This is a genomic window from Alkaliphilus flagellatus (genome assembly GCF_018919215.1).
Classification (GTDB): domain Bacteria; phylum Bacillota; class Clostridia; order Peptostreptococcales; family Natronincolaceae; genus Alkaliphilus_B; species Alkaliphilus_B flagellatus.
Map to the genome: position 1 here is coordinate 389,845 of NZ_JAHLQK010000001.1, position 24,126 is coordinate 413,970.

The window sequence follows — 24,126 nt, forward strand, 5'->3', positions numbered from 1 at the left end:
TTTTGTTGACAGTTCCATAATTTTTATTTTTTAAACTGTCTACTTGACAGCGTGCAGTTCATTTTTTCTAGTCTTTAGTGTTTATATAATGGGCAATTCAACAGTAAAAGTTGAACCCTCGTGCAACTTGCTTTTTACACAAATACTACCACCACATAAATCCAAAATCCGTTTTACAAGAGATAGTCCTAACCCATTGCCATCGTAAGAATGAGCTTTATCGCCTTGATAAAACTTTTCAAAAATTCGCATCAGGGTTTTCTCATCCATACCTATACCAGTATCACTGATTTTTATTTCTACAGCAGAGTTTATTTGATAAAGTCTTATGCTAATAGTACTATTTGAATTTGAAAACTTAATGGCGTTACTTAAAAGATTAATCCAAACCTGGTGGAGCAATTCTTCATCTCCTTGATACTTAACTTCATCAAGTTCGATATCAAAGTCAATATTTTTTTTGCTCCACTCATGCTCAAGTAGTAAAATACTTTTTCTTATTTGCTCATCCAATGAGAATACAGCCTTTCTATCTATCACTTCTTGATTTTCAAGTTTTGATAGTTTTAAAATATTAGAAGAAAGTTTAGATAGTCTTGCTGTTTCTTCAACAATTATGTTTGTGTATTCCTGTTTTTCATCATCTGACAGATTACCGTTTTGCAAAAGTTTTGCAAAACCTTGAATAGAGGCAATCGGTGTTTTAAATTCATGGGATACACTATTGATGAAATCTTTACGAAGGTATTCTATACTTTTCAGCTCTCTTGTCATTTTATTAAAGTTTTTTGTAAGTTGTCCAATTTCGTCATCACTTGTATTTTCAAGTTGTATGTCAAAATTACCTTTTGCAACTTCTTTGGTAGCCGATGTTAGTTTTAATATTGGTTTAACAGCTCTTTGTCCTAATAGAGCAATTAGAAAGGCTCCAATAATTACATAGGAAAATAGAGTAATACTTACACGGGAAGAAACCATTTTAAAAATATTATTATTTGAATGAAGACTAATTTTAATATAAGAATCATCTAACATTAGCATTGTAGTAGCTACAGGAAATGCTTTACGGGATAAAAAAACGATTTCATGGTCTTGAATTTTCTTAAGTTCTTCCTTTGTTATACTCAATGAATTAATATCTTCAACTATTTTAACATCGTACATAAAATTAGAAGTAATATTAACTATATCGTCTATGCTTAAATCAGTTTTATGCTCTAATTCTAATATAGAAATTGCAATTGCTTCCTCGTCTAGTTTTAATTCATTTCTAATACTGCTATTATTAAAAAAAATAGATACAAAGAATGAAAAAACAGAAGAAATAAACATGAGAGAAACGAAAAATATGGCGAGCTTTACTCTAATCTTTTTCATATGAGTTTTTCCGCCTTATATCCAAGTCCACGAACAGTAACAATATCAAATTCTGGAAAGTCGGCAAGTTTTTCTCTTAAGCGCTTGATATGAACATCTACTGTACGTTCGTCAGCTTCTGTATCCATGCCCCATATCTCATCCATTAGCTGTTGTCTTGTAAATATTTTTTTTGGATAACTGAGTAGTTTAAACAAGAGATAAAACTCTTTTTTCGGCAGTTGTATATAATCTGTACCTCTGTTTACAGTTAAGGCATCATAATCAAGAACAACCTCTCCAATTGTTAGACGATTTTCATTGATGATACGAGAACGCCTAAGTAGTGCTGCTACTCGTAAAATCATTTCATCAATATCAATAGGTTTTACCATATAATCATCTGTTCCTAAAATAAATCCTTTCTTTTTATCTTCAAAACTTTCCTTTGCAGTTACCATCAAAATTGGTAAGTTATAGTTTGATTGTCTTAGTTGATCGGTTAACTCATATCCGTCCATATTTGGCATCATAATATCACTTATAATTAAGTCTACATGAGATGTATCAAGTATATCTAAAGCTTGCACACCGTCTGTAGCATTCAAAACATTATAGCCATTTTGCTTTAATACGGCGGTCATCAACTTGCTAAGGTTTTTATCATCTTCAACTACTAGAATATTAACCATATAGCTCACCTCTACCCAATATTATACTACTACACACTTCTCAATGCATCTATTGGATTTAATTCACTAGCCTTTTTGGCAGGTGCCCATCCAAAGATAATTCCAACTGCGGCAGAAAAACCAACACCAAGTGTTATAGCACCACTAGATGGAATGAAGGTAAATCCTATTGCAATAGATACTATCCATGAAATACCTATACCTAATAAAAGTCCGATAAACCCACCAAGAAGTGATAGAAAAATGGATTCGATTAAAAACTGTAGCTGAATACGTTTTGGTTCTGCGCCAAGGGCTTTACGTAGTCCAATTTCAGTTGTACGCTCTGTTACTGATACTAACATCATATTCATAATACCAATGCCACCGACCAACAGAGCAATGGACGCAATACCTGCCATCATGGCAGTCATCATGCCAGTCATGGTGTTCATTGTGTCGAGTAAGTTTTCCATATTAATAATGTTGTAGCTGTTTTCTTTGTAATTAAAAGCTTGGTTCAATATTAATTCTGCAGATTCCATTACTGTATCTGTTCTATCAGAATCGGAAATAAGTAGCTCTAGGGAGGAAATATTACTAATACCGGCCATCCCCATTGCTGTTTTATAAGGGATAATAGCTTTACCTTCAGAGCTTTTGCCTATTCTGTTGGCTGCCATAGAATTTATATCTGTAGCAACATTGCTATCAAATACACCTACTACAGTGTAAGTAATCCCGTTTATTTGCATAGTTTGTCCTATAGAATTTTCTCCAAAAAACAGAATTTCTTCGAGAGACTGATTGATTATGGCCACCTTGTTTTTACTTTTCATATCTAAAATATTGAGTGCTCTCCCACGTAGAATTAAATCAGGATTATGCTGAAAATAGACTTCATTTTTTCCTTCAATTGTCACATTTTCTTCTACAGAAGAATTTCTAATTATATAGCCTTGCATAGAAAGTGTAGGAGATACACCTGAAACATTTTCGATTTCTGAGAGTTTCTTCATATCATTATCACTTAGACCTTGCTTTAAGGGAGTACCGAATGCCTGTACAGTAATTTTTCCAGCACCTAAACTGGAAAACTGACTAGTCACCTCACCTGTAACACCTTGTACAATACTAATTAAAGCTATAATAGATGTTACACCGATGACAATACCGAGGGTTGTTAGAAATGAACGCATTTTATTATGGGTAATATTTTGCCATGACATTTGTATACTTTCTCTAATCATTTTATCCCATCTCCTCGTATAAGTTTCCGTCAAGAATATTTACAATTCTGCTTGCGTGTTTTGCAATATTAATATCATGAGTAATCATAATAATAGTTCGCCCTTCTTCATGTAATTCACGAAATAGTTCCATTACCTGATGTCCTGTTTTTTGGTCGAGTGCGCCTGTTGGTTCGTCTGCAAGAAGAATGGTTGGGTCAGTAGACAACGCTCTTGCAATAGCGACACGCTGCTGTTGTCCACCGGATAATTGGTTTGGATAATGGTACATTTTTTCTTCAAGCCCAACACGCTCAAGCATTTTTTGGGCTTTTTTTCTGCGCTCTAATGGTTTGACTCCTGCATATATTAAAGAAAGTTCTACATTTTGAATTGCCGTAAGTCTTGGTAGTAGTTGAAAAGACTGAAATATAAATCCAATCTCTTTACTACGAATATGGGCAAGTTCAGCTTCATCAAGTTCTGCAATTTTACGATTAGAAAGAATGTATTCTCCACTTGTAGGAGTATCTAAACAACCGATTATATTCATCATAGTGGATTTACCTGAACCAGATGGGCCTAAAATAGAAATAAATTGACCTTTATCAACCTTCAGATTAATACCCTTTAGAATAATCTGCTCTTCATCACCCATTTGGTAGGTTTTCACAATGTTATTCATAGAAAGAATTTCTTTGTTCATAATTTAATACCTCCTACTGCTCTCTCATAACATCTAAGGGAGTTACTATTGTATTAGTCTTTTCTTTTGGCAGAAGCACAACTTCACCTGATTTTACTCCATCTTCTATTTGAACTATATTGCCATCATTTATTCCTACTGTAACTGGTTTAGTAGCCACTTTGCCGTTATTGTCCCTATAATATACAAAAGGCTGATTTTCATTATTAAATTGCAGTGCTTTCATAGATATAGTAGTGGCATTCGAAGCATTTTGACTGATCATTGTTACTTCAGTAGACATACCAACTAATAAATCAGGGTCCTTCTCTAAGTCTATAGAAGCTGTAAAGAATGATACACCGTTTACTGTCATTGCTTCCTTAGATACCTTAGCAATCTTACCCGTAATTTTTTTATTAAGAGCATTTACCAGCACGGTTACTTCTTTGTCCGGTGACATAGAAGCAATGTCGTACTCATCAACCTTTACCGTAACTTGTAAATTGGAATAATCTGTAAGAGTAGTCATCTTTGTTCCTGTCATTAGGGTAGCACCTTCTTCAATTAAAATTTCGCCAACTTCTCCATCTATCTTAGCTTTGATTTTTTGACCTTGGGTGGTTTCAAACAATATATCATCTTTTTTTACAGTATCGCCTTCTTCAACATAAATTGTTTTTATCTGCATCATAGTATCTGCTATAACAATTTGATTATCCTTTGCTTCAATATTACCATTAAAATTATAGTATGTTGTGACGTCTTGGCTTTTTGCAGTTTCTTCCTCATAGCTTTCTGCTCTTGGGCTTAGTGCAAATGTTGTAATTAAAGCTATTATAAGCATACAAACTACACTAATAATAATAGTTTTCTTTTTACTTGATTTTTTTGCTTTCATTTTGTATCCCTCCAATATTTGATGTATTCGATAGCTAACAATTCTAAGACTCTATCTTCGGTAAGATAGAGTCTTAGAATTGTATAGTTCATGGAACCACACGACTTGATGTTCAAATAAAATTAAAACTCCATATAAACTTGAGTATTTGGTTATCTTTATAGTAATGTGCTAATATGAATTCAATATGAATTTTTCTTATAGTATACTTTTTTATGCCATAATAAAATATGGGTATTGAGGAAAAAAATTCAATTTGGTAGCTAGGAGGATGCTCAGCCAACTGTGCTACTTTTTTAGGATAAATGAAAGAGTAAATTTTGATTTATTTCTAATATTTAGATATAAGAACAATATATAAATAAAATATAAGTTTAGTAACTCAGATTAGTGAGAATATATGATATATAGGAACATAAGGAGGAATGATTATGGATATAACTATGAATAACGTATTATTTGCTTTTGGGCTAACACTATTTGCAGGGTTATCTACAGGTATTGGTAGTGCATTGGCATTTTATACAAAACAAACAAATAAAAAGTTTTTATCTGCAGCCTTGGGTTTCTCTGCAGGTGTAATGATTTATGTTTCAATGATTGAAATATTTGTAAAGGCAAGAGACTCTTTAGAAGCTGTTTATGGATCGACAAAAGGATATTGGTTTACAACAATTGCTTTTTTTGCGGGTATAGCACTAATTGCAATAATTGATAACTTTGTACCAAGTGCTGAAAATCCACACGAAGCACGGGATGTAAAGGATATGAAATTAGAAAATACAAATGATCCTGAATTACTGAGAATGGGATTGTTTTCTGCTTTAGCCATAGCGATTCATAATTTCCCTGAAGGATTAGCAACATTTACTGGAGCAATGCAAGATCCAACACTAGGAATTAGTATAGCAGTTGCTATTGCAATCCACAATATTCCAGAAGGTATTGCAGTTTCTGTACCAATTTATTTTGCTACTGGAAATCGTAAAAAAGCATTTTTGTATTCTTTTCTTTCAGGTCTATCTGAACCTGTAGGTGCAATATTAGGATATTTTCTTTTAATGAGATTTTTTAATGATGCAATGTTTGGAGTAATATTTGCTGCTGTTGCAGGAATCATGGTTTATATTTCTTTAGATGAGTTACTTCCAACAGCTGAGAAATACGGAGAACATCATATTGCTATTTATGGGCTTATCTCTGGAATGATTGTTATGGCTCTAAGCTTGTTAATGTTTGCATAAGGAATTTAATATTAAAACTGAGAATATAAACTTCAAAAAAGTTTTAAATCGAGAAATCTACTTGACAAATTATATAAATCTGTATATTATGTTATTACGATATATAAATATAATTTCGTTATCCTAGAAAAGATAATTTAGTGTTGACGAAGGAAAAACTTAGTAGTATCATATATAATGATACCCTATAGGGGTATAAAAGGAGGAAGAATTATGGTAATGAATATAAACGAGACAAATTTTAATGAAGTAATAAACAGCGATATACCTGTAGTAGTAGACTTTTGGGCACCATGGTGTGGACCTTGTAAAATGCTTGGCCCAGTTATAGAAGAGGTAGCAAACGAGTTAGAAGGAAAAATTAAAGTTACTAAGCTAAATGTTGATGAAAATCAATCAATAGCAATAGAATATAATGTTGCTAGTATACCAACAGTTTTAGTATTTAAAAATGGTAAAATTATAGATAAATTTATCGGTTTTATGCCTAAAAATGCTATTATAGCACAGTTAGAAAAACATGTGTAAATAGTACAGAAATATTTAATCTAATTAAGTGTTACTCCTAAGAGGTGAAGATTGAATGAGTGAAAGATATGATATAGCTATCGTCGGAAGTGGACCAGCAGGAATTACAGCGGCAATCAATGCAAGAATTAGAAACAAAAAGATAATAGTTTTTGGGTATGAGAATTTAAGCAATAAACTATATCTAGCACCGAAGATAGATAATTATGTAGGATTTTATGGAATTAGCGGCAAGGAGTTGACTAAGAAATTTAAAGAGCACTTAGATGAAATGAATATAGATATTACCTATGAAAGAGTAGATAATATCTATGCCATGGGAGACTATTATGCTCTAATGATTAGTGATAAAACCTATGAAGCTACATCTTTAATTTTAGCCACAGGGGTTCAGTTTGGAAAGCCTTTTAAAGGAGAAAGTGAATTCCTAGGGCGAGGAGTAGGCTATTGTGCTACCTGTGATGCACCTTTATATAAAAATAAAGTAGTTACTATTATAGGATATAATAATGAATCTATAGAAGAAGCAAACTATGTTAGTGAGCTGGCTTCAAAAGTTTATTTTATACCTATGTTTAAAGGTGAATATGATTTAAATAGTAATATAGAAATAATTAATGATAAACCTGTTGAAATAATAGGTGATAGTATGGTTAAAAAGATAATTCTTAGAAATTCAGAGTTAGAAAGCGATGGAGTGTTTATTTTAAGAGATAGTATATCACCTGATCAACTAGTACCTGGACTTCTTGTAGAGGATGGACATATTAAAGTAAATAGGGATATGGAAACTAATCTTAAGGGGTGCTATGCGGCAGGTGACTCTACTGGCAAACCTTATCAGTATTTGAAAGCAATGGGTGAAGGTCAGGTGGCAGCTTTAAACGCTGTTTCTTATATAGATAAAAAGTGCTAACAATTTAATTGTTAGCATTTTTTATTTATATTTAAAAAATTATTTAACCAATTAAAATTATTTATATAATAGTAGATGGTTTTGAAATTAATTTATTGCTAAAGATAATTATAGATATAAACTTATGTGATACAATTAAATTAGCTACTTAAGAACCTATTTAAATAAGGATATTGAGGGAATGTATTTGCAAAGGACGTGACAACATGAGTAAAATATATGAATTTGAAGCTGAGATTAAAAAGGTACCGGACATTGATGGTGCATATATTGAGATACCATTTGATGTAAAAGCTGAGTTTGGAAAAGGGCGTGTTCCTGTTACTGCCACTTTTGATGGTGAACCATATGATGGTAGCTTGGTTAGAATGAAAACACCTTGTCATATCATCGGCATTAGAAAAGATATCCGTGGGAAAATTGGCAAGCAAGCAGGAGATATTATTAAGGTTACTATTGTAGAAAGAGTAGTAAAAAAATAAATATAATAAAGCTATGCCACCGCTTATTTTAAGTCGGTGGCATAGCTATTTTATTATGAAATATATATTAGTCTACCATCAAATTCTTTTGTAGCTGAGATTCATCTTCAGAGTCTTTTAGAGTAATATTTAGTACTATAAAAGCAATACCTATTATTAAATAGGCTAAGGCATACTTATAGTCAAAAAATAGACTTAGTTTAGGTGCATGAATTAGCCCTACAGCTGAAAGTATAGCTCCTATAAAAGAAACAACAGAAGCCTTTTTAAATTCATTATCTAATATAAATACTAAAATTGCTCCCCATATTAAGGCGGTAAACATAGCGCCTTGACCTAGAGGTATTATTGCTGAGGATACCTTTTCTAAGGCTTCGGGAGCTGAAGAAGCAAATTTACTTTGAAGATAATTAGCTAAATATGGGAGCATTGCTAATACAACCGCTGGGTAATGCTTTTCTTCAACGGATGAGAAAGCTTGAGATACCATAGATATTCCTACGAATACTAAGATGGGGGCTACGACTGGTAAAGGTATAATCTTTGACATAGCAGCTATAATTCCAAAGGTTGATGCTAGTAAAAATACAAGGCCGTTAATAATTGAATACCCTCTTCCTGCATTTGTCCATTTGGCACTAACGGATGCAATATAAACAGTAGTTGGGAATACGCCACCGAATAATGCCCCGATCATAGTTCCAACTCCATCAAATAGCTGAGCTTCAGCTACATTATAACTATCTCCTGCAGCTGACATAGCTTCTACGTTATTCATTGTTTCTATAAAGTTGTAAATAGATATAGGCAATAAGACTGCTAGTAGGCCTATCATAGGGCCGAATAAATATTGTAGTCCTTCAATAAAAGTAAGGGAAGGTAAAGGCGGGTAGAATCCTACATTTGCAAGTCCTTCAGTGACCTGACCAATATTAGCCTCTCTAAAAGCGTAAGCTAAAACTGTACCAATTATTATTGCAAATAGTGAGGCTGGAATTTTAAAAGGCATCTGCTTTTTAGCTACAAGTCCTACTAATATTATAGCGAGTACGAATATTCCTATTATAGGAGCTTCATAAGTGTGAAAAAACATTTGTCCACCGATTACTGAAAATGCCACACCTGCTAAGGCACCTAACATAGAAGCTCGTGGAAGATTATTTTTAATCCAAGTTCCAACAAGACTACCTAAAGATTCTACTACACCACCTAGGAAACAGGCAGCTACTCCAATTTTCCAAGCAATTTGTGGATCACCTGTAAAGTCAAGAGCAGGTTTCATAACTCCAAAGAGATAAATAAACATAACAGGGGTACTTATACCATATGATAAGGCGGTTACATCTAGACGATTTTCTTTTACGGATAATTTCGATGCCATGTGGGCATAATAAAAGTTTCCAAACAATACACCTATAGCTGCACCAGGAATAACTTTGCTATATACGATATCAGCAGGATAGCCAATGCTGATCATTGTAATAGCTATTACTACAAAGTTTGCCAAGTTATTTTGAAACAAAGCAAAAAATGCGTCTATATCCTCCTTAATAAACCAAGGATATTTTTTTATCTCCATAAGAATCCCTCCTTTTACTTTAATATATTTGAGGCTTATAGCAATAATTCATCATTTATTTGTTTTATTTTGTATAGTTATGAAAAGCTATCTGTTAAACCATATTAAATACTCTAATAGCCTTGGCAAATTCATCGGAATATTCCTTTAATTCTTTAGAATTTATTACATCATATGCGCTCAAACTCTTCATGTTATTTTCATCAAATGCAGTCATAGTCTCAAGATACTTAGATATTTGGTTTTTAACAAAGCTTTGATATTTCGGTGGGACCAATTCTATAGAAGGACTATACCATTTTTCAAACCAGGATAAATCAAGGATATCACCTCTAGTTTTCTTCTTTAATAGATTCATTAGTTGATGATTACCCTTATACTTTGAAGCAATATAGGCAAATAAACATTCAAAGTAAGCTGGAAATTGAGATAGATAAAGTTCAGCTGATGGAATTTTAAATAATTTGGATAGAAAATCATCATCTATGTCTTTATTTTTAATCGTTAGCTCTATTAGCTTTTTTCTAAAGCACTTAAAACAATTCATACAAGGTTTTCCAACTTCACCCCGGACGCAGGACTCTGCTATATCGTAATAAGGAGAGTCCATCACAATTTTCAAAGTAGCAATCTCTGATATTCCTGCAACTACTTGATTAAAAGGAACTCCTACAATTTCAAACAATTTACCCCATCTAAGAAAATGGAGTCTTTGGGCATAATCTTCAAACACTGGATTAGATATTTTATAGGCTGTTTCAATAGGTGTACCAAAAGCTACACTATCTAAACCAATATAATCGGATAATAAAAGGACAGGTATTGCAGCTGCGACATCTACTGGAAATCCAACTCGTGTCCTTATATATTCTAAATCGGTCTCGATCTGATAAACGGATCGCCCACTTTCTCTTAATATCTTACATGCAAAGTGGGCTGCTTCTTTTTTATATAGTGTTTTAGTACTAACTCCATCTGGTATGATTCTGTCTAAATAAAAGAGTTTAGTTTCTGATGGAAGTAGTACCAGTGCGGCTGTAGAGTCTACGCCGCCACTATAGGATAGAGCAGGGAACCCATTTTGAGGTATGCTTCTTGCCTGTAAACTATGATTTACAGGCAAAATTTTTTTATTGGTACATTCCTTAAATTTATCATGGAAGGTTTTACTTACTCCTATAGGTAATATTATTTTAGAACCTGTAAACGGATAAATTATGAGTATAGTTACCAGTGCTAATACATCTGGATGAATAGAATCAATATTCCAATCAATCGGTAGTCTTACTGTACAGGTTTGCCTTGTCATTGTGGCATTTTGATAAGTAATTCTATCATCTTCGTGAAGTCTAAAATAAAATTTGAGTATTCCTTTTTTACACTTATATTCAACCTTCATATTTACACCTCCAATACAATATTGATTAAAGCTTTAAAATTAGTTTTGCAATATCCTCAGCCCCATTTTGAATATTTAATTTTTGTGTATTATTACGTATTATCATATTATTAGATAGATTAAGGACATTATCTATTGCATTTTCAAGTTCTTGATAATTAGGGTTTCTAAGTACTATAGCAGCCTTTGCTTTTTCTGCAACCATAGATCTAGCTACTTGATCGTCGGATTTAGTTTTCTCATTTGGAATGAAAATTGATGGCACTCCAAAGTGCATTAACTCAAAAAATGTATTGTAGCCTGCTGCTGAAATTGTGAGATCAAAAGCATTATAATATCTCGAATTAGGATAATCTTTTAAAGTTAATAATCTTTCTATTGATATTTCAATTCTATTACTAGTAATAATAGATTCTCCAAGAACAAAATATAGATCTTTTCTATTTTCTAGGATAGAGAGCAAAATTGACAAAGTGGATTCTATATCGTTTATATTACCTGCTCCCAATTGAATATAAACTAATTTATATTCATTGGGTATTTTTAATATTTCTTTCACTTCGTCCTTTGATAGCAATTCTGATTTATCTAGGTATATAACAGGATTACAATAGTGATATTTTATTTCAGCTTGAGAATCTAAATTGATTTGATATTCCCCAGGTATAATTATATGGTGAAAAAAGTTTTCTTTACTTTTAGTTTCAACATCCTTCTCTGGTTTATTTTGCTTTCTTTTTACCCATACTCGTTTTAAGGATGTAATTCCTTCGGTTGCAGCCATTACGCCATAATATACGAATGCACCATCGTATACAAATGTTTTAGGTTGGTGTAGTTGTAAAATTAATTTAAGTTGCTTCTCTAATAATTCATTCCACTGGTTACTCCAAATATAATCTGGAAAGAACATTTTTGAAGGAATATAATATGCTAAGAAACCTTCCTGTAAGATTAGATTAATTGCTGGACTAGTTGTAAAAAAAATAATCTCTCTATTTGGATCTATTTTTCGTATTCTTCTAGCAATAGCTAAGGTTCTAGTAAGGTGCCCTAGTCCAGCTCCATTTGTAGGCATGAAAAGTATACTATTTTTCATGGATTCTCTAGAGGCTCCAGACTCAATGTACATTTTAATTTCACCCCACTTTGTAATTTTTTAATACATAATAATTATAGTAATTGATGGGAATTATTTATTTAAGAATGAACCTCAGGGTTATCCTAAGGTTCATTCTTAAATAACACATCCTTTTCTGGATTCTTACCGAGTATTTGCACTATACAAATGAGCAGACAAATTCCAACAACTATTGTAAAGATTGGATTTAATCTTAATATTCCTACTAAAACATAGCTTATTAAGGTCACAAATGCTACTGTTAATGCATATGGCATCTGAGTTTTCACATGTTCAATATGATCAGATCCTGAAGACAATGAGGACATAATTGTGGTATCTGAAATTGGAGAGCAATGATCGCCGAAGATTGAACCTGTTAACACTGATCCTAGAGTTACTAATATCAAGGAAGGATCAGCTGTTCCATTTAATACAAAGCTGTTAGCTATAGGAAGTGCCATTGGTATAAGGATTGCCATAGTTCCCCAAGATGTACCTGTAGCAAATGATACTATACAGGAAATAGTAAATATAATAACTGGAATTAGTCCAGTCGGAAATTTATCGGATACGATTCCAACCAGAAAATCAGCAGTTCCTATAGATGATGTAATACTGCCTAAGGACCAGGCTAAAACTAGCACCATACAGGAGGCTAGCATTGATTTTGAACCTTCGATCCACGCATCAAAGGATTCAGCGAGATTCAAAATCTTCTGGCTTATTCCCATTAATATAGCAATTATACTAGCAACAACGGATGACCACATTAGTGCTATACTTACATCTGCATTGCCAAAGGAAATTCTAATTCCCTCCAAGCTAAAGGGACTAATGTTTGCTTCGGAAAAGCTGTATCCACTATACCAAATGGCAAAAAAACTAACTACAATTAAGGTTAATATTGGTATAATTGCATTATAGGCTTTATATTTTACATTTTTATTAAGGTCAATTTTAGAAACTTCACTGTTTTTCATAACTTTAGCTTCATCTGAAAAGACTTTACCGGTTAATCGTGCTCTTTGCTCTGCTTTATACATTGGTCCGTAGTCCTTGTTAAGGGCAGCTATTATAATAACAAAGATCAATGCATATATACAATAAAATCTGTAAGGAATTGTTTGGATAAATATTTCGTAGGAATTTACATTCATCCCAAGAGATGTATAAGCATCCTTAATAAGACCTAATTCGTATCCAATCCAAGTTGATAATAATGCTATACCTGTTATGGGAGCAGCTGTGGAGTCCACAATATAAGACAGCTTTTCTCTGGAAACCTTTACACGATCGGTTAATGGTTGCATTGTAGAACCAACTATCAATGTATTTGAGTAATCGTCAAAAAAGATAAGCATCCCCATTAGCCATGTAATAATTTGAGCGCTTCTTGCAGTAGTAGCTCTTTTAGCCAAGCTTTCTGCTATTGCTCTAGTCCCACCTATTTTATTAACTACGCCAATCATACCTCCAATACAGAAGGTAAATATCAAAGTGCCAGCGTTCCATTTATCTGATAGTGCACCTACTATAAATTGATCCATGGTTCTAAAAAATCCTATCATAGGATTCCAACCATTAAGGATTGTGGCACCAATAAATACTCCAAAAAATAAGGATAGAAGTACTTGTTTTGTAATGAAAGCAAGAAGGATTGCAAGTAATGGAGGTATTATTGATACCCATCCAAAATGTCCTTCGTGCTCTAATGTATTATTAGGTGCTACAAAAAATAACCCAAGTATAATAATACAGAGTATAATCATAATCCATTTAGTTTTTATCATGTTTTAACCTCCAATTTTATATATAGAATAGCTTTAAAAACGCATATATTAATATATTCAAAACTGTAGCTAGGGGTTAATATTTTATTGTTTTTATATATTAATAATTGCTACTATACAAAAAATTGATAAGCGCTAGTTATTACCCAGATAAAATATTAATTGTGCAAGTTCATCAGCACCATTTTTTTCAATAAGTTTTTTAGCATTCCTTCTCATTTGTGCATTTATCTCATTATTAAGAGCAATTTTAATAGATTCTATAATATCATCTTCCTTAGGATCTCTTAAAACTAATGCAGCTTCTGCTTTTTTAGCATTCATGGCCCTTGCTACTTGGTTATCTAAGCTAGTATTTTCATTAGGAATAAATATTGTTGGTACTCCAAAATAGAGTAACTCATGATAGGTGTTATAGCCAACTGCCGAAATTGCCAGATCAAATGCATTAAAAAATCTTGAATTAGGATAATCTCGTAAAATAAGTACATTTTCGTCTATAATATTTAATTTCTGTCCAATGATTGATTCACCAAGTACTATAAAAATATTTTCAAATTTTTTTAAAGCATACAATATATTATTTAATATAGCTTGGATATCGTTAATTTTACCAGCACCTAATTGAATATAAACTACTTTATAATCATCAGGAACTTGCCATAGTTTTCTCACCGTATCTTTACTTAGTGCCTCTGATTGGTCTAAATAAATAATAGGGAAGTTAGTCATGTAACTGTTTTCATGTATTTCATTATAATTGCCAACTTCATTAGGAGTAATAATATAATGAAAGTGCTTTTCCTTTTCTTTAATAAATGTTTTTCTTAGCTGTGAGATATTAGTATATTGATTCTTTTTTATCCATATACACTTCATTATTTTTTTAAATGGACTAATTGAAGTAAGTATCCCATTATAAGGATGGGCACCGTCAAAAATAAACATGCTAGGTTTATAAATATGTAGGATCCTACTAAGTCTTTGACTAAGTGTATAGTCCCATTGTCTTGTTTTACTTTTGTTACATATCTCTAATGAAGGGAAATAATGTGCAATAAAACCTTCACGTTCTACAAGATGAATTGCAGGACAAGTAGTAAAAAAAACAATTTTTTTACTTGGATCAAGCTTCTTTACCCTTCTAGCAATTGCCAATGTTCTAGTTAAATGACCTAATCCAACACCATTGGTTGGGGCAAATACAATTGTATCTACTCTTGTTTTTTTTGATTTTTTGTTCATAAAGTAACTACTCCTTAAAAAATGCTTTTTTATTGTTGTCTTTTCTATATCCTCCTAACAATACAATATTGTTTCCTCTATAATTTTTAGTAATATTTCTAGTATCGTAAATTAAACCGCTATTGTCTATGATAAGTTGGTAATCTATATTACTGTGATCTGCTATAATTACTACAAGATCAACTTGGACTAAATTTGCTTTAGTAAGTTCTTGGGAAAAAATAGTGTTCTCACCAGATTTGAAATTAGAAACATATGGATCATGGTATGTAACCTCTGCACCCTTTTCTTGCAATAAGTGAAATATTTCTAATGCAGCAGATTCTCTTAAGTCATCAACATCTTTTTTATATGCAATGCCAACAATCAAAATATTTGACTTATTTAAGCACTTGTTTTCAGAGCTTAAGATTTCTGCAATTTGATTTACAACATATCGTGGCATATTCATATTGATATCGGTAGCTAATTCAATAAATCGATTGTAGTGGTTAAATACTTTTGCTTTCCATGACAAATAAATTGGATCTATGGGAATACAATGTCCTCCAACACCAGCACTTGGATAGAAGGTCATAAAACCAAAGGGTTTTGTGGAAGCAGCATCGATTACTTCCCAAATGTTAAGACCCATCCTGTCTGCCATCTGGGTCAACTCATTAACTAAAGCAATGTTTACACTTCTAAAAGTGTTTTCAAATAGTTTGGCCAGTTCCGCAACTTGAGTAGAGCTAACGGGTACTATTGTGTCTACGAAAGATTTATAAAGGGCAATACCTATCTCTAAGCACTTATTAGTAGCGCCACCAATTACCTTTGGAGTATTTTTCACTTCATATTTTTTATTACTTGGATCAACTCGTTCTGGTGAATAACATACAAAGAAATCTTTTCCAACTGTCAATCCCTTCCTTTTCTCAATAACGGCAGTAATTAATTCTTCTGTTGAACCAGGATAGGTAGTACTTTCTAAAACAATTAATACCTCTCTGCTTAAATACTTTATTATATTATCTACAACATTATTAATATAGGAAACATCTGGCTGTTTTGCTTCTGTTAAAGGTGTAGGAACACAAATGATAATTACATCTATATCTGATAGAATGGAATAGTCACTTTCTACATATAAATTTTTATTTATGACAGCATCTATATCTTCATCATGAATATCTATTATATAGGATTTACCAGAATTTAATCTGTGTACTTTTTCTTCTGAAATATCTATACCAAATACTTTAAAGCCTACATTTGATAATCTAATAGCTATAGGTAAACCAACATATCCTAAACCAATTACAGCAATATTTGCATGTTTATTTAATATTGAGTTTTCTAACATTAAATCCATAATTATCCTCCTAATTATTCTCCTAATTATCCATATTAATCATATATATTCTAAAGATCAATAGAATGCTACAGCTATACTTATAGAGCTAATAAAATACATGCAAAATATATTTAATATATTAAAGGAATCCAGATATATTATATAGAAAATATACAATGTAAATATTTTTAATATTCAGTTATATAGAAAATGTAATAAATAAGAAGGGGGACCTAGTATGGGAAAAGTATTAAAAGAAAGAAAGGACGTAGATCAATCTTTAACATGGGACTTATCTGCAATATATCAAACAGAAGAAGAGTATAATTTGGCTATAAAAGAAGCTGAGAAATATACTGAGGAACTAGAAAGCAAGTATAAAGGTAGGCTAAATTCAGCAGATGTTATTAATGAATGTCTAGATAAATTAAGAAAAGCAACTCAAGTCATACACCTAACTAATACATACGCTTATCTTGCGGTTGCTGTTGATCAGACAAATATTGAAAATCAAGCACGAAATGCTAAACTTACAAATATATTATCAAATCTGCAAAGTAGGTTAAGCTTTATAAGAAGTGAAATTATAGAAGCTGATGAAGAAGTTATAGAAGAGGCTATAAAAAGATCTAATGAAAATGCTAATTACTTAAAAGAAATAAAAGAATTTAAAAAATATGCACTCCATCCAGAAGTAGAAAGAGTACTATCTGCTTTATCTGGAATATTAAGTTCTCCTTATGCTATTTATAATAGGGCAAAATTAGCTGATATGGATTTTGGAAATTTCAATGTAAAAGGTAAAGAATATCCTCTTAGCTTTGTACTTTTTGAAAATGAATGGGAGTTTGAAAATGATACTGAAATTAGAAGAACTGCATTTGAAGCCTTCTCTTCAAAATTAAAGGAATACCAGCATACCATAGCAGCAGCTTATCAAACACAGATTCAAAAAGAAAAAACCTTATCAAGTCTTAGAGGGTTTGACTCTGTTATAGATAGCTTGTTATTTCCTCAAAAAGTAGACAGGGAGCTATATAATAGACAAATAGATATAATCATGGAAAAACTAGCACCCCACATGAGAAAATATGCAAGGCTTCTTCAAAAAGTCCACAAATTAGATGAAATGACCTTTGCAGATTTAAAACTAGTGGTGGACCCAGAGTATGAGCCAAATATATCCGTAGAGGAATCAAAAAAATATATTAAAGGGGCCTTATCTGTCCTGGGAGAAGATTATTTACAAATGATTGAAAGAAGCTACGATGAGAGATGGGTGGATTTTGTTCAAAACAAAGGAAAATCAACGGGAGCATTTTGTTCTAGTCCATATGAAAGTCATCCATTTATATTAATATCTTGGACCGATAAGATGAGGGAGGTATTTGTATTAGCTCACGAATTAGGTCATGCTGGACACTTTTATTTAGCACAGCAAAACCAGAATATATTCGATACAAGACCATCTACATATTTTATAGAAGCTCCATCTACTATGAATGAAATGCTAATGGCAAATTATCTTATGAAAACCAATTATGATCCTAGATTCAAAAGATGGGTTTTATCCTCAATGATAAGCCGTACATATTATCATAACTTTGTAACCCATCTACTAGAAGCTGCTTATCAAAGGGAAGTATATAAAATAATAGATGAAGGTGGAAGTGTTCAGGCCTCAAAGTTAAGCGCTATTAAAAAAGATGTGCTTGAAAAATTCTGGGGAGACACAGTTAAAATAAATGATGGAGCAGAGCTTACTTGGATGAGGCAGCCCCATTATTATATGGGACTATACCCTTATACCTATAGTGCCGGACTTACTATAGCCACAGAAGTAAGCAAGAGAATACTAAAAGAAGGCCAGCCTGCTATAGATGATTGGAGAGCTGTTTTAAAGGCAGGAGGAACTAAAACACCAGTAGAGCTTGCCAAAATGGCAGGGGTAGATATAACTACAGAAAAACCATTACTAGATACTATAGATCATATAGGAAATATAATTAATGAAATAATAGAACTTACGAGAGAATTAGGAGAAGTTGATTCTGAACTTAATTATTAGATATAAATATTAATGTAATTTAATTAAGGGTCGAAATTATGTCATTGATAGTGATATAATCTCGACCTCTATTTGTTTTTGTCCAAGAACTTAGTAGCAATGATATTATACTAAACATATCATAAATAAGGAAAAATAGATATTTTAAATAATTAGTATATCTAATCGAATATATAACTTTAGGGGGAACAAAGAATGTTTACAAATAAAACCTTATTAATTACAGGAGGCACCGGTTCCTTTGGAAATGCTGTTTTAAATAAATTTCTTAATTCAGATGTTAAGGAAATTAGAATTTTTAGTAGAGATGAAAAAAAGCAAACTGATATGCGTATTCATTATAATAATGAAAAAATTAAGTTTATTATAGGAGATGTCAGAAATTATGAGAGTATTTATAACGCTACCAAGGGAGTAGACTATATATTCCATGCGGCAGCACTAAAGCAAGTCCCTTCATGTGAGTTCTATCCTATGGAGGCAGTTAAGACTAATATTTTAGGAGCAAACAATGTAATAAATGTAGCAGTTGAAAATAATGTTAGGAAAGTAATTGTCCTCAGCACAGATAAGGCAGTTTATCCTATTAATGCAATGGGACTCTCTAAGGCTATGATGGAAAAACTTGTAATAGCTAAATCTAGAACAATAGAGGATGATAAAACTGTACTATGTTGTGTAAGATATGGAAATGTAATGGCTTCAAGAGGTTCGGTTATTCCATTATTTGTAGAACAGATTAATACAGGAAACGCATTAACAATAACAGATCCTAATATGACAAGATTCTTAATGACTTTAGATGATGCAGTAAATCTAGTAATGCTTGCTTTTGAGGATGGTAGGCAGGGAGAGATTTTTGTACAAAAATCTCCAGCAGCTACTGTAAAGGATCTTGCTACAGCAATAAAAGAAATATTCAATTCTAACTTGGATATTAAGGTTATAGGGGTTCGACATGGTGAAAAGCTTCATGAAACACTTGTTACTAAGGAGGAAAGAATAAGGTCTAAGGAGATGGAAAAAAACTTTGTAATTAGACCCGATAATAGAGATCTAAATTACAAAGAATCATTAAAGAATGAGAAAATGCTATTATCCGACTATACAGACTATAATTCTTATAATACAAGACGTTTAAATATAGATGAAATAAAAGAACTATTATTAAAGCTTGATTTTATTAGAGATATGATAGATAAATAGATAAATAGTAAGAAACAAGTAGATATCTACTTGTTTCTTAGTCATTAATTATGCGACTTTATAACTTTTGCTGGAACTCCAACTACAGTACAATACCCTTTGATATCTTTAATTACTACTGAACCAGCGCCAACAATTGTAGATTCACCTATAATTACTCCAGGAATAATAGATGAACCTGTGCAGATAAAGCTAGATTTTTTTACGGTTACACAACCAGCACATTTAGCTCCAGGACAAATATGAACAAAGTCTTCAATAATATTATCATGATCAACTGAAGATAAGGTATTGAGAATTACATGATTACCTATTTGGGTAAATGGACCAACTACTGCACCTGCCATTATAACAGTTCCTGCACCTATATTAACATTACTTGCTATAGTAGCACTTGGATGAATTGCAGTGTAATACTTAAGATTCAATTTTTCATATTTTTTTACTATTTCTTCTCTTATTTTATTATTAGCAATAGCAATTATGAAATAGATATCATCATATTGGCAAGCTAATTTTTCTATAAAATTTATTTTTCCTAGTATAGGGATATTTGAAAACCCCCGATTAGAATTATCATCATCTAAAATCCCTATAACCTCAAGTGGTTCCTTTTCTAGTTCTTTTCTTTTCGTTATAATATCTGAAACTACTTTTGCTTGAGAGCCCCCACCTAAGAGAACAATTTTTTTAATATTCAATTTTGCTCCCTCCTACAAGAACACAACTATTATTTAATTAAATTAATTAAGTACGAATGTAACATCCCATTCATCTAGTTTATATTATGAATGGAATAGAAGTATTGCTACTTTGTATAGATAATAACAATATTTTTAATGGAGTTACTTTAGTAGCAAGGACTATAGGCTATACATATTATAAATACACAAAATTATAGTTGCTTAATAGATATTAGAAGATATATTAGGAGGAAATAATATGAAGGTTAATTTAGGTGCACCAGACATTACACTAGAAGAGATAAATTTAGTTAAAGAAGTATTGGAATCTGGACTATTAAGTATAGGTCCTAAAATAGAAGAGTTTGAAGCTGAGTTTAAATCATATTTTAATGTTAAACATGCAATAGGAGTGAACAGTGGAACAAGTGCATTACATCTACTAATTAGGGCATTAGATATTAAAGAAGGAGATGAAGTAATTACTACCCCATTTAGCTTTGTTGCATCTTCCAATTGTATTCTATTCGAGAAGGCAAAACCTACATTTATTGATATAGATGAAAAAACATTAAATATAGACATTAATAAAATAGCTGAAAAAATTACCAATAGAACTAAAGCTATTATACCTGTAGATGTTTTTGGCCATCCGAATAATATGAAAGAAATTATGGAACTGGCTAGAAAATATAATTTGAAAGTTATTGAAGATTCTTGTGAAGCTATTGGTTCTGAATATGAAGGTATAAAGTCTGGCACATTAGCAGACGCAGCAGTATATGCTTTTTATCCAAATAAGCAGATTACCACAGGTGAAGGTGGGATGATTGTAACTAATGATGATAATATAGCCGATTTATGTAGAAGTATGAGAAGTCAAGGAAGAGCTATTACAGGTTTATGGCTTTATCATGAAAGATTAGGCTATAACTATAGGATGAGTGAAGTTAATGCAGCTATAGGTATTGCTCAAATAAGGAGACTGGAAGAAATCATAGCTAAAAGAAATAAAGTAGCTCAGTTGTATAATGAAAAACTTAGGGATATAGAAGGAGTTATTATACCATATGTAGATCCAAAGGTTACAAAAATGAGTTGGTTCGTCTATGTTATAAGGCTAGATGAACGTATAGATAGAAATGGTGTGATGGATTACTTAACAGAAAATGGTGTTGCTTGTAAGCCTTATTTTACTCCTATTCATCTTCAACCATATATGATAGATATGTTTAGCTTTAAAGAAGGTGATTTTCCGATTACTGAAAAGGTAGGGGAATCCACTATTGCATTACCTTTCTATAATAATTTAAGTGAGGAAGAGATGGATTATGTAGTTGAAAAACTTATAGAAGGTATAAGTAAAAATACAAGATAACTGATAAAAATAAGAATTGAGTATATAGGTTGGTGAGGTGGTGAAAAAGAATGAATGATTCGAAGTGTAGAACAAAAGATCTTGTCAGTGTAGTTATATCCATATATAACTATGGAAAATATATCTGCGAGGCGTTAGATGGGTTGAAAATTCAAACTTATCCTCATTTGGAAGTAATTGTTGTAGATGATTGTTCAACAGACAATACCCAGGCGATTGTAAAACAATGGCAGGATAAGAATCAAGATAGATTTAATAATTTCATATATCTAAAATTACCAAGAAATTGTAGTTCAGCTTGGTCTTTAAATATTGGTTTTCAACTTGCTAGGGGAGAATATATAGTTATACATGATTCAGATGATATTAGTCATAAAGAAAAAATTGAAAAGCAAGTAAAACATTTGATTAAAAATCCTAATATAGCAGCAGTAGGAACCAGATTTCAAACTTTTTATGATACAATAGATAAAATACTTTGGCCTGCAGCATGGCTTAGTTACGATGTAAAAGAGATAGAACAAAATTATAAGAGTGATCCTGTTAAACACTGCGTGTCATTTGGTACACTATTATTTCGTGCAGATATAATAGATACGATAATAGGGTGTAGAAGAATTCCAGGGGTAGCTAATGATATTATTTTCGTAAAGGATATAGTGAGACATAATTATATATTGGATAACCTGGAAGAAGTACTTTTTAATGTAAGAATTCATTCTGAAAGACTTCAACCTGGTTATGAGGTAAAGCGACAGGAGAGAAATAAAAAAGACCGTAGTAAGATAAAAGGGAGGGTTTCTGTAATACTACCAGTAAAAGATAACTTCAAAAGTATATTGAAGGCATTAAATTCTATAATTTCTCAGACTTATTCTAATATTGAAATAATTATTGTAGATGATTCTTCTAAAGGTAATGTAGAATTGGATATATGGGAATGGTATTCGTTGAATAAAAAGTTCCAGAAAATTGCAAATATACAGGATGTTTTTTACTTTAAGTTGCCTATTTCAGTAGGATATCCTTGGATTTATAATATAGGGGCCTACTTGTCAAAAGGAGAATATATTGTTTTTCATGGCAATAATGCTATAAGTATTAAGAATAAAATTAAAAAGCAAGTAAAGTTTCTAAAGGATAATCCAAATTATACTGTAGTGGGCACAAATTTTAATGGGAACACTCCACAAATTAAATTTGGATATAGTATTCAACATGAGTATATTGAAAATAAAACTCATTGTGTAAATATTAATACAATAATGATAAGAAGTTGTGTAATAGATGAAATCATTGGTTTAAGTAAAAAGATAGATGGCAGAGAAGACTTTGAATTTATATATAGATTATTATACGAGGGATATAAGATAGAAAACTTAAATGATGTACTTTACTATGAAGAAAAATAAAGGGTAGAAATAGCATAATTTATTTTGGTATAATAAACTTTAATACAATAGGGATACAAAAGAGAGGTGCATTAACATGATTACAACAATATTATTTGATTTGGATGGTACTTTATTACCAATGGATACTGACTTATTTACTAAAAGATACTTTGCAGAATTAGCAATTAAGCTAAAAGAGCATTTTACACCAGAAGAAGTTACAAAACATATTTGGACTTCAACTAAATATATGATAAGCAATATAGATCCTAATAAAACTAATGAAGAAGCTTTTTTTGAGGATTTCTATGGAAGAATCGATCATGAAGAAAAAATATTGAATCCTATTTTTGAAGATTTTTATGAAAAGGATTTTAATAATATTAAAAATGTAGCTACTCAAAATAAATACATTATTGAAGCTGTAAAGCTACTTAAAGATAAGGGTTATAATTTAGTGGTAGCAACAAATCCACTTTTCCCTGAAAAAGCTATCCTACATCGTATAGAGTGGGCAGGGCTTAATAAAGAAGATTTTATGTTTATTACAAGCTTTGAGAAAATGCATTATTGTAAGCCGCAACTAAAGTTTTATGAGGAGATTTTAAATAAAATAAAAAAACAGCCATTGAATTGTATAATGGTAGGAAATGATATAGAAGAAGATATGATAACAAAAACTCTTGGGATGAAGACATATCTTATTGAGGATCATATTATTGGTACAATTAGAGGGGATAATAATATAGATTATAAAGGAAACTATGAAGATTTTTATGAATTTGCTAAGAATTTACCTAAAATAAAATAAATTACTTAAGAATTTAAATAAACAACTAAAGGAGAATACTTCCTATTGGTTGTTTATTTTTTTATTATAGCACTTCTAATTTAATCTTACATAATATAATTA

General features: G+C 31.5%; 21 protein-coding genes. 9 read left to right on the forward strand and 12 right to left on the reverse strand.

Going from position 1 to position 24,126, the window contains the following annotated elements; translation table 11 throughout:
- Positions 1 to 81: 81 nt before the first annotated feature.
- Genes KQI88_RS01740 through KQI88_RS01760 form a run of 5 tightly spaced genes read right to left on the reverse strand, consistent with a single transcriptional unit; the run spans position 82 to position 4,842 of the window.
- Positions 82 to 1,377, reverse strand: coding sequence for a sensor histidine kinase (locus KQI88_RS01740; protein ID WP_216414639.1), 1,296 nt, complete (start codon positions 1,375 to 1,377; stop codon positions 82 to 84).
- Entirely contained in the window at positions 1,374 to 2,048 is a 675-nt protein-coding gene (locus KQI88_RS01745; RefSeq protein WP_216414640.1) for a response regulator transcription factor, read from the reverse strand. Before KQI88_RS01745 ends, KQI88_RS01740 begins: the two co-directional genes overlap by 4 nt.
- 29 nt (positions 2,049 to 2,077) lie before the next feature.
- Positions 2,078 to 3,277 carry an ABC transporter permease gene (locus KQI88_RS01750; RefSeq protein WP_216414641.1) on the reverse strand — a complete coding sequence of 400 codons (1,200 nt, stop codon included), beginning with the start codon at positions 3,275 to 3,277 and terminating at the stop codon, positions 2,078 to 2,080.
- 1 nt (position 3,278) lies between these two features.
- Positions 3,279 to 3,962 carry an ABC transporter ATP-binding protein gene (locus KQI88_RS01755; RefSeq protein WP_246579077.1) on the reverse strand — a complete coding sequence of 228 codons (684 nt, stop codon included), beginning with the start codon at positions 3,960 to 3,962 and terminating at the stop codon, positions 3,279 to 3,281.
- Positions 3,963 to 3,975: 13 nt separating this feature from the next.
- The gene (locus KQI88_RS01760) at positions 3,976 to 4,842 is read right to left on the reverse strand and encodes an efflux RND transporter periplasmic adaptor subunit (RefSeq protein WP_216414642.1); all 867 of its coding nucleotides are present in this window, start codon (positions 4,840 to 4,842) and stop codon (positions 3,976 to 3,978) included.
- A gap of 443 nt (positions 4,843 to 5,285) precedes the next feature.
- Here KQI88_RS01760 and zupT point away from each other — a divergent pair, with 443 nt between their 5' ends.
- The 4 genes from zupT (at position 5,286) to KQI88_RS01780 (ending at position 8,012) form a co-directional block, all read left to right on the forward strand.
- A complete protein-coding gene (zupT, locus tag KQI88_RS01765; RefSeq protein WP_216415223.1) occupies positions 5,286 to 6,086 on the forward strand; it encodes a zinc transporter ZupT in 801 nt (266 codons plus the stop codon).
- 213 nt (positions 6,087 to 6,299) lie between these two features.
- Positions 6,300 to 6,614 (forward strand): thioredoxin, encoded by a 315-nt coding sequence (gene trxA, locus KQI88_RS01770; RefSeq protein WP_216414643.1) that lies wholly within the window; start codon positions 6,300 to 6,302, stop codon positions 6,612 to 6,614.
- A 55-nt stretch (positions 6,615 to 6,669) separates the two neighbouring features.
- On the forward strand, positions 6,670 to 7,530 hold the full coding sequence (locus KQI88_RS01775) for an NAD(P)/FAD-dependent oxidoreductase (protein ID WP_216414644.1): 861 nt from the start codon (positions 6,670 to 6,672) through the stop codon (positions 7,528 to 7,530).
- 206 nt (positions 7,531 to 7,736) lie between these two features.
- Positions 7,737 to 8,012: a DUF1905 domain-containing protein gene (locus KQI88_RS01780; protein ID WP_216414645.1), complete on the forward strand. Its 276-nt coding sequence runs from the start codon at positions 7,737 to 7,739 to the stop codon at positions 8,010 to 8,012.
- Positions 8,013 to 8,079: 67 nt separating this feature from the next.
- Here the strand turns inward: KQI88_RS01780 and KQI88_RS01785 are convergent, their stop codons facing one another.
- The 6 genes from KQI88_RS01785 to KQI88_RS01810 form a co-directional block, all read right to left on the reverse strand.
- The gene (locus KQI88_RS01785) at positions 8,080 to 9,591 is read right to left on the reverse strand and encodes an NCS2 family permease (RefSeq protein WP_216414646.1); all 1,512 of its coding nucleotides are present in this window, start codon (positions 9,589 to 9,591) and stop codon (positions 8,080 to 8,082) included.
- A gap of 94 nt (positions 9,592 to 9,685) precedes the next feature.
- Positions 9,686 to 10,990: a DUF6395 domain-containing protein gene (locus tag KQI88_RS01790; protein ID WP_216414647.1), complete on the reverse strand. Its 1,305-nt coding sequence runs from the start codon at positions 10,988 to 10,990 to the stop codon at positions 9,686 to 9,688.
- 25 nt (positions 10,991 to 11,015) lie between these two features.
- Positions 11,016 to 12,122: a glycosyltransferase gene (locus tag KQI88_RS01795; protein WP_216414648.1), complete on the reverse strand. Its 1,107-nt coding sequence runs from the start codon at positions 12,120 to 12,122 to the stop codon at positions 11,016 to 11,018.
- 92 nt (positions 12,123 to 12,214) lie between these two features.
- Positions 12,215 to 13,903, reverse strand: coding sequence for a Na+/H+ antiporter NhaC family protein (locus KQI88_RS01800; protein WP_246579078.1), 1,689 nt, complete (start codon positions 13,901 to 13,903; stop codon positions 12,215 to 12,217).
- Between the two features lie 135 nt (positions 13,904 to 14,038).
- Positions 14,039 to 15,148, reverse strand: coding sequence for a glycosyltransferase (locus tag KQI88_RS01805; protein ID WP_216414649.1), 1,110 nt, complete (start codon positions 15,146 to 15,148; stop codon positions 14,039 to 14,041).
- A gap of 7 nt (positions 15,149 to 15,155) precedes the next feature.
- Positions 15,156 to 16,502, reverse strand: a complete 1,347-nt coding sequence (locus KQI88_RS01810) for a nucleotide sugar dehydrogenase (RefSeq protein ID WP_216414650.1) — start codon at positions 16,500 to 16,502, stop codon at positions 15,156 to 15,158.
- 220 nt (positions 16,503 to 16,722) lie between these two features.
- On the opposite strand from KQI88_RS01810, the gene pepF reads away from it, so the two are divergent.
- Together pepF and KQI88_RS01820 are read left to right on the forward strand one after the other, a co-directional pair.
- On the forward strand, positions 16,723 to 18,552 hold the full coding sequence (pepF, locus tag KQI88_RS01815; RefSeq protein WP_216414651.1) for an oligoendopeptidase F: 1,830 nt from the start codon (positions 16,723 to 16,725) through the stop codon (positions 18,550 to 18,552).
- A gap of 195 nt (positions 18,553 to 18,747) precedes the next feature.
- The gene (locus tag KQI88_RS01820) at positions 18,748 to 19,758 is read left to right on the forward strand and encodes a polysaccharide biosynthesis protein (RefSeq protein ID WP_216414652.1); all 1,011 of its coding nucleotides are present in this window, start codon (positions 18,748 to 18,750) and stop codon (positions 19,756 to 19,758) included.
- A 44-nt stretch (positions 19,759 to 19,802) separates the two neighbouring features.
- Here the strand turns inward: KQI88_RS01820 and KQI88_RS01825 are convergent, their stop codons facing one another.
- Positions 19,803 to 20,459 carry an acetyltransferase gene (locus tag KQI88_RS01825; protein ID WP_216414653.1) on the reverse strand — a complete coding sequence of 219 codons (657 nt, stop codon included), beginning with the start codon at positions 20,457 to 20,459 and terminating at the stop codon, positions 19,803 to 19,805.
- 241 nt (positions 20,460 to 20,700) lie between these two features.
- On the opposite strand from KQI88_RS01825, the gene KQI88_RS01830 reads away from it, so the two are divergent.
- The 3 genes from KQI88_RS01830 to KQI88_RS01840 all read left to right on the forward strand — a co-directional run bounded on the left by KQI88_RS01830 (position 20,701) and on the right by KQI88_RS01840 (position 24,024).
- On the forward strand, positions 20,701 to 21,819 hold the full coding sequence (locus KQI88_RS01830) for a DegT/DnrJ/EryC1/StrS family aminotransferase (RefSeq protein WP_216414654.1): 1,119 nt from the start codon (positions 20,701 to 20,703) through the stop codon (positions 21,817 to 21,819).
- 50 nt (positions 21,820 to 21,869) lie between these two features.
- Positions 21,870 to 23,231, forward strand: a complete 1,362-nt coding sequence (locus tag KQI88_RS01835) for a glycosyltransferase family 2 protein (protein WP_216414655.1) — start codon at positions 21,870 to 21,872, stop codon at positions 23,229 to 23,231.
- Between the two features lie 76 nt (positions 23,232 to 23,307).
- Positions 23,308 to 24,024 carry an HAD family hydrolase gene (locus KQI88_RS01840; RefSeq protein ID WP_216414656.1) on the forward strand — a complete coding sequence of 239 codons (717 nt, stop codon included), beginning with the start codon at positions 23,308 to 23,310 and terminating at the stop codon, positions 24,022 to 24,024.
- Positions 24,025 to 24,126 lie beyond the last annotated feature (102 nt).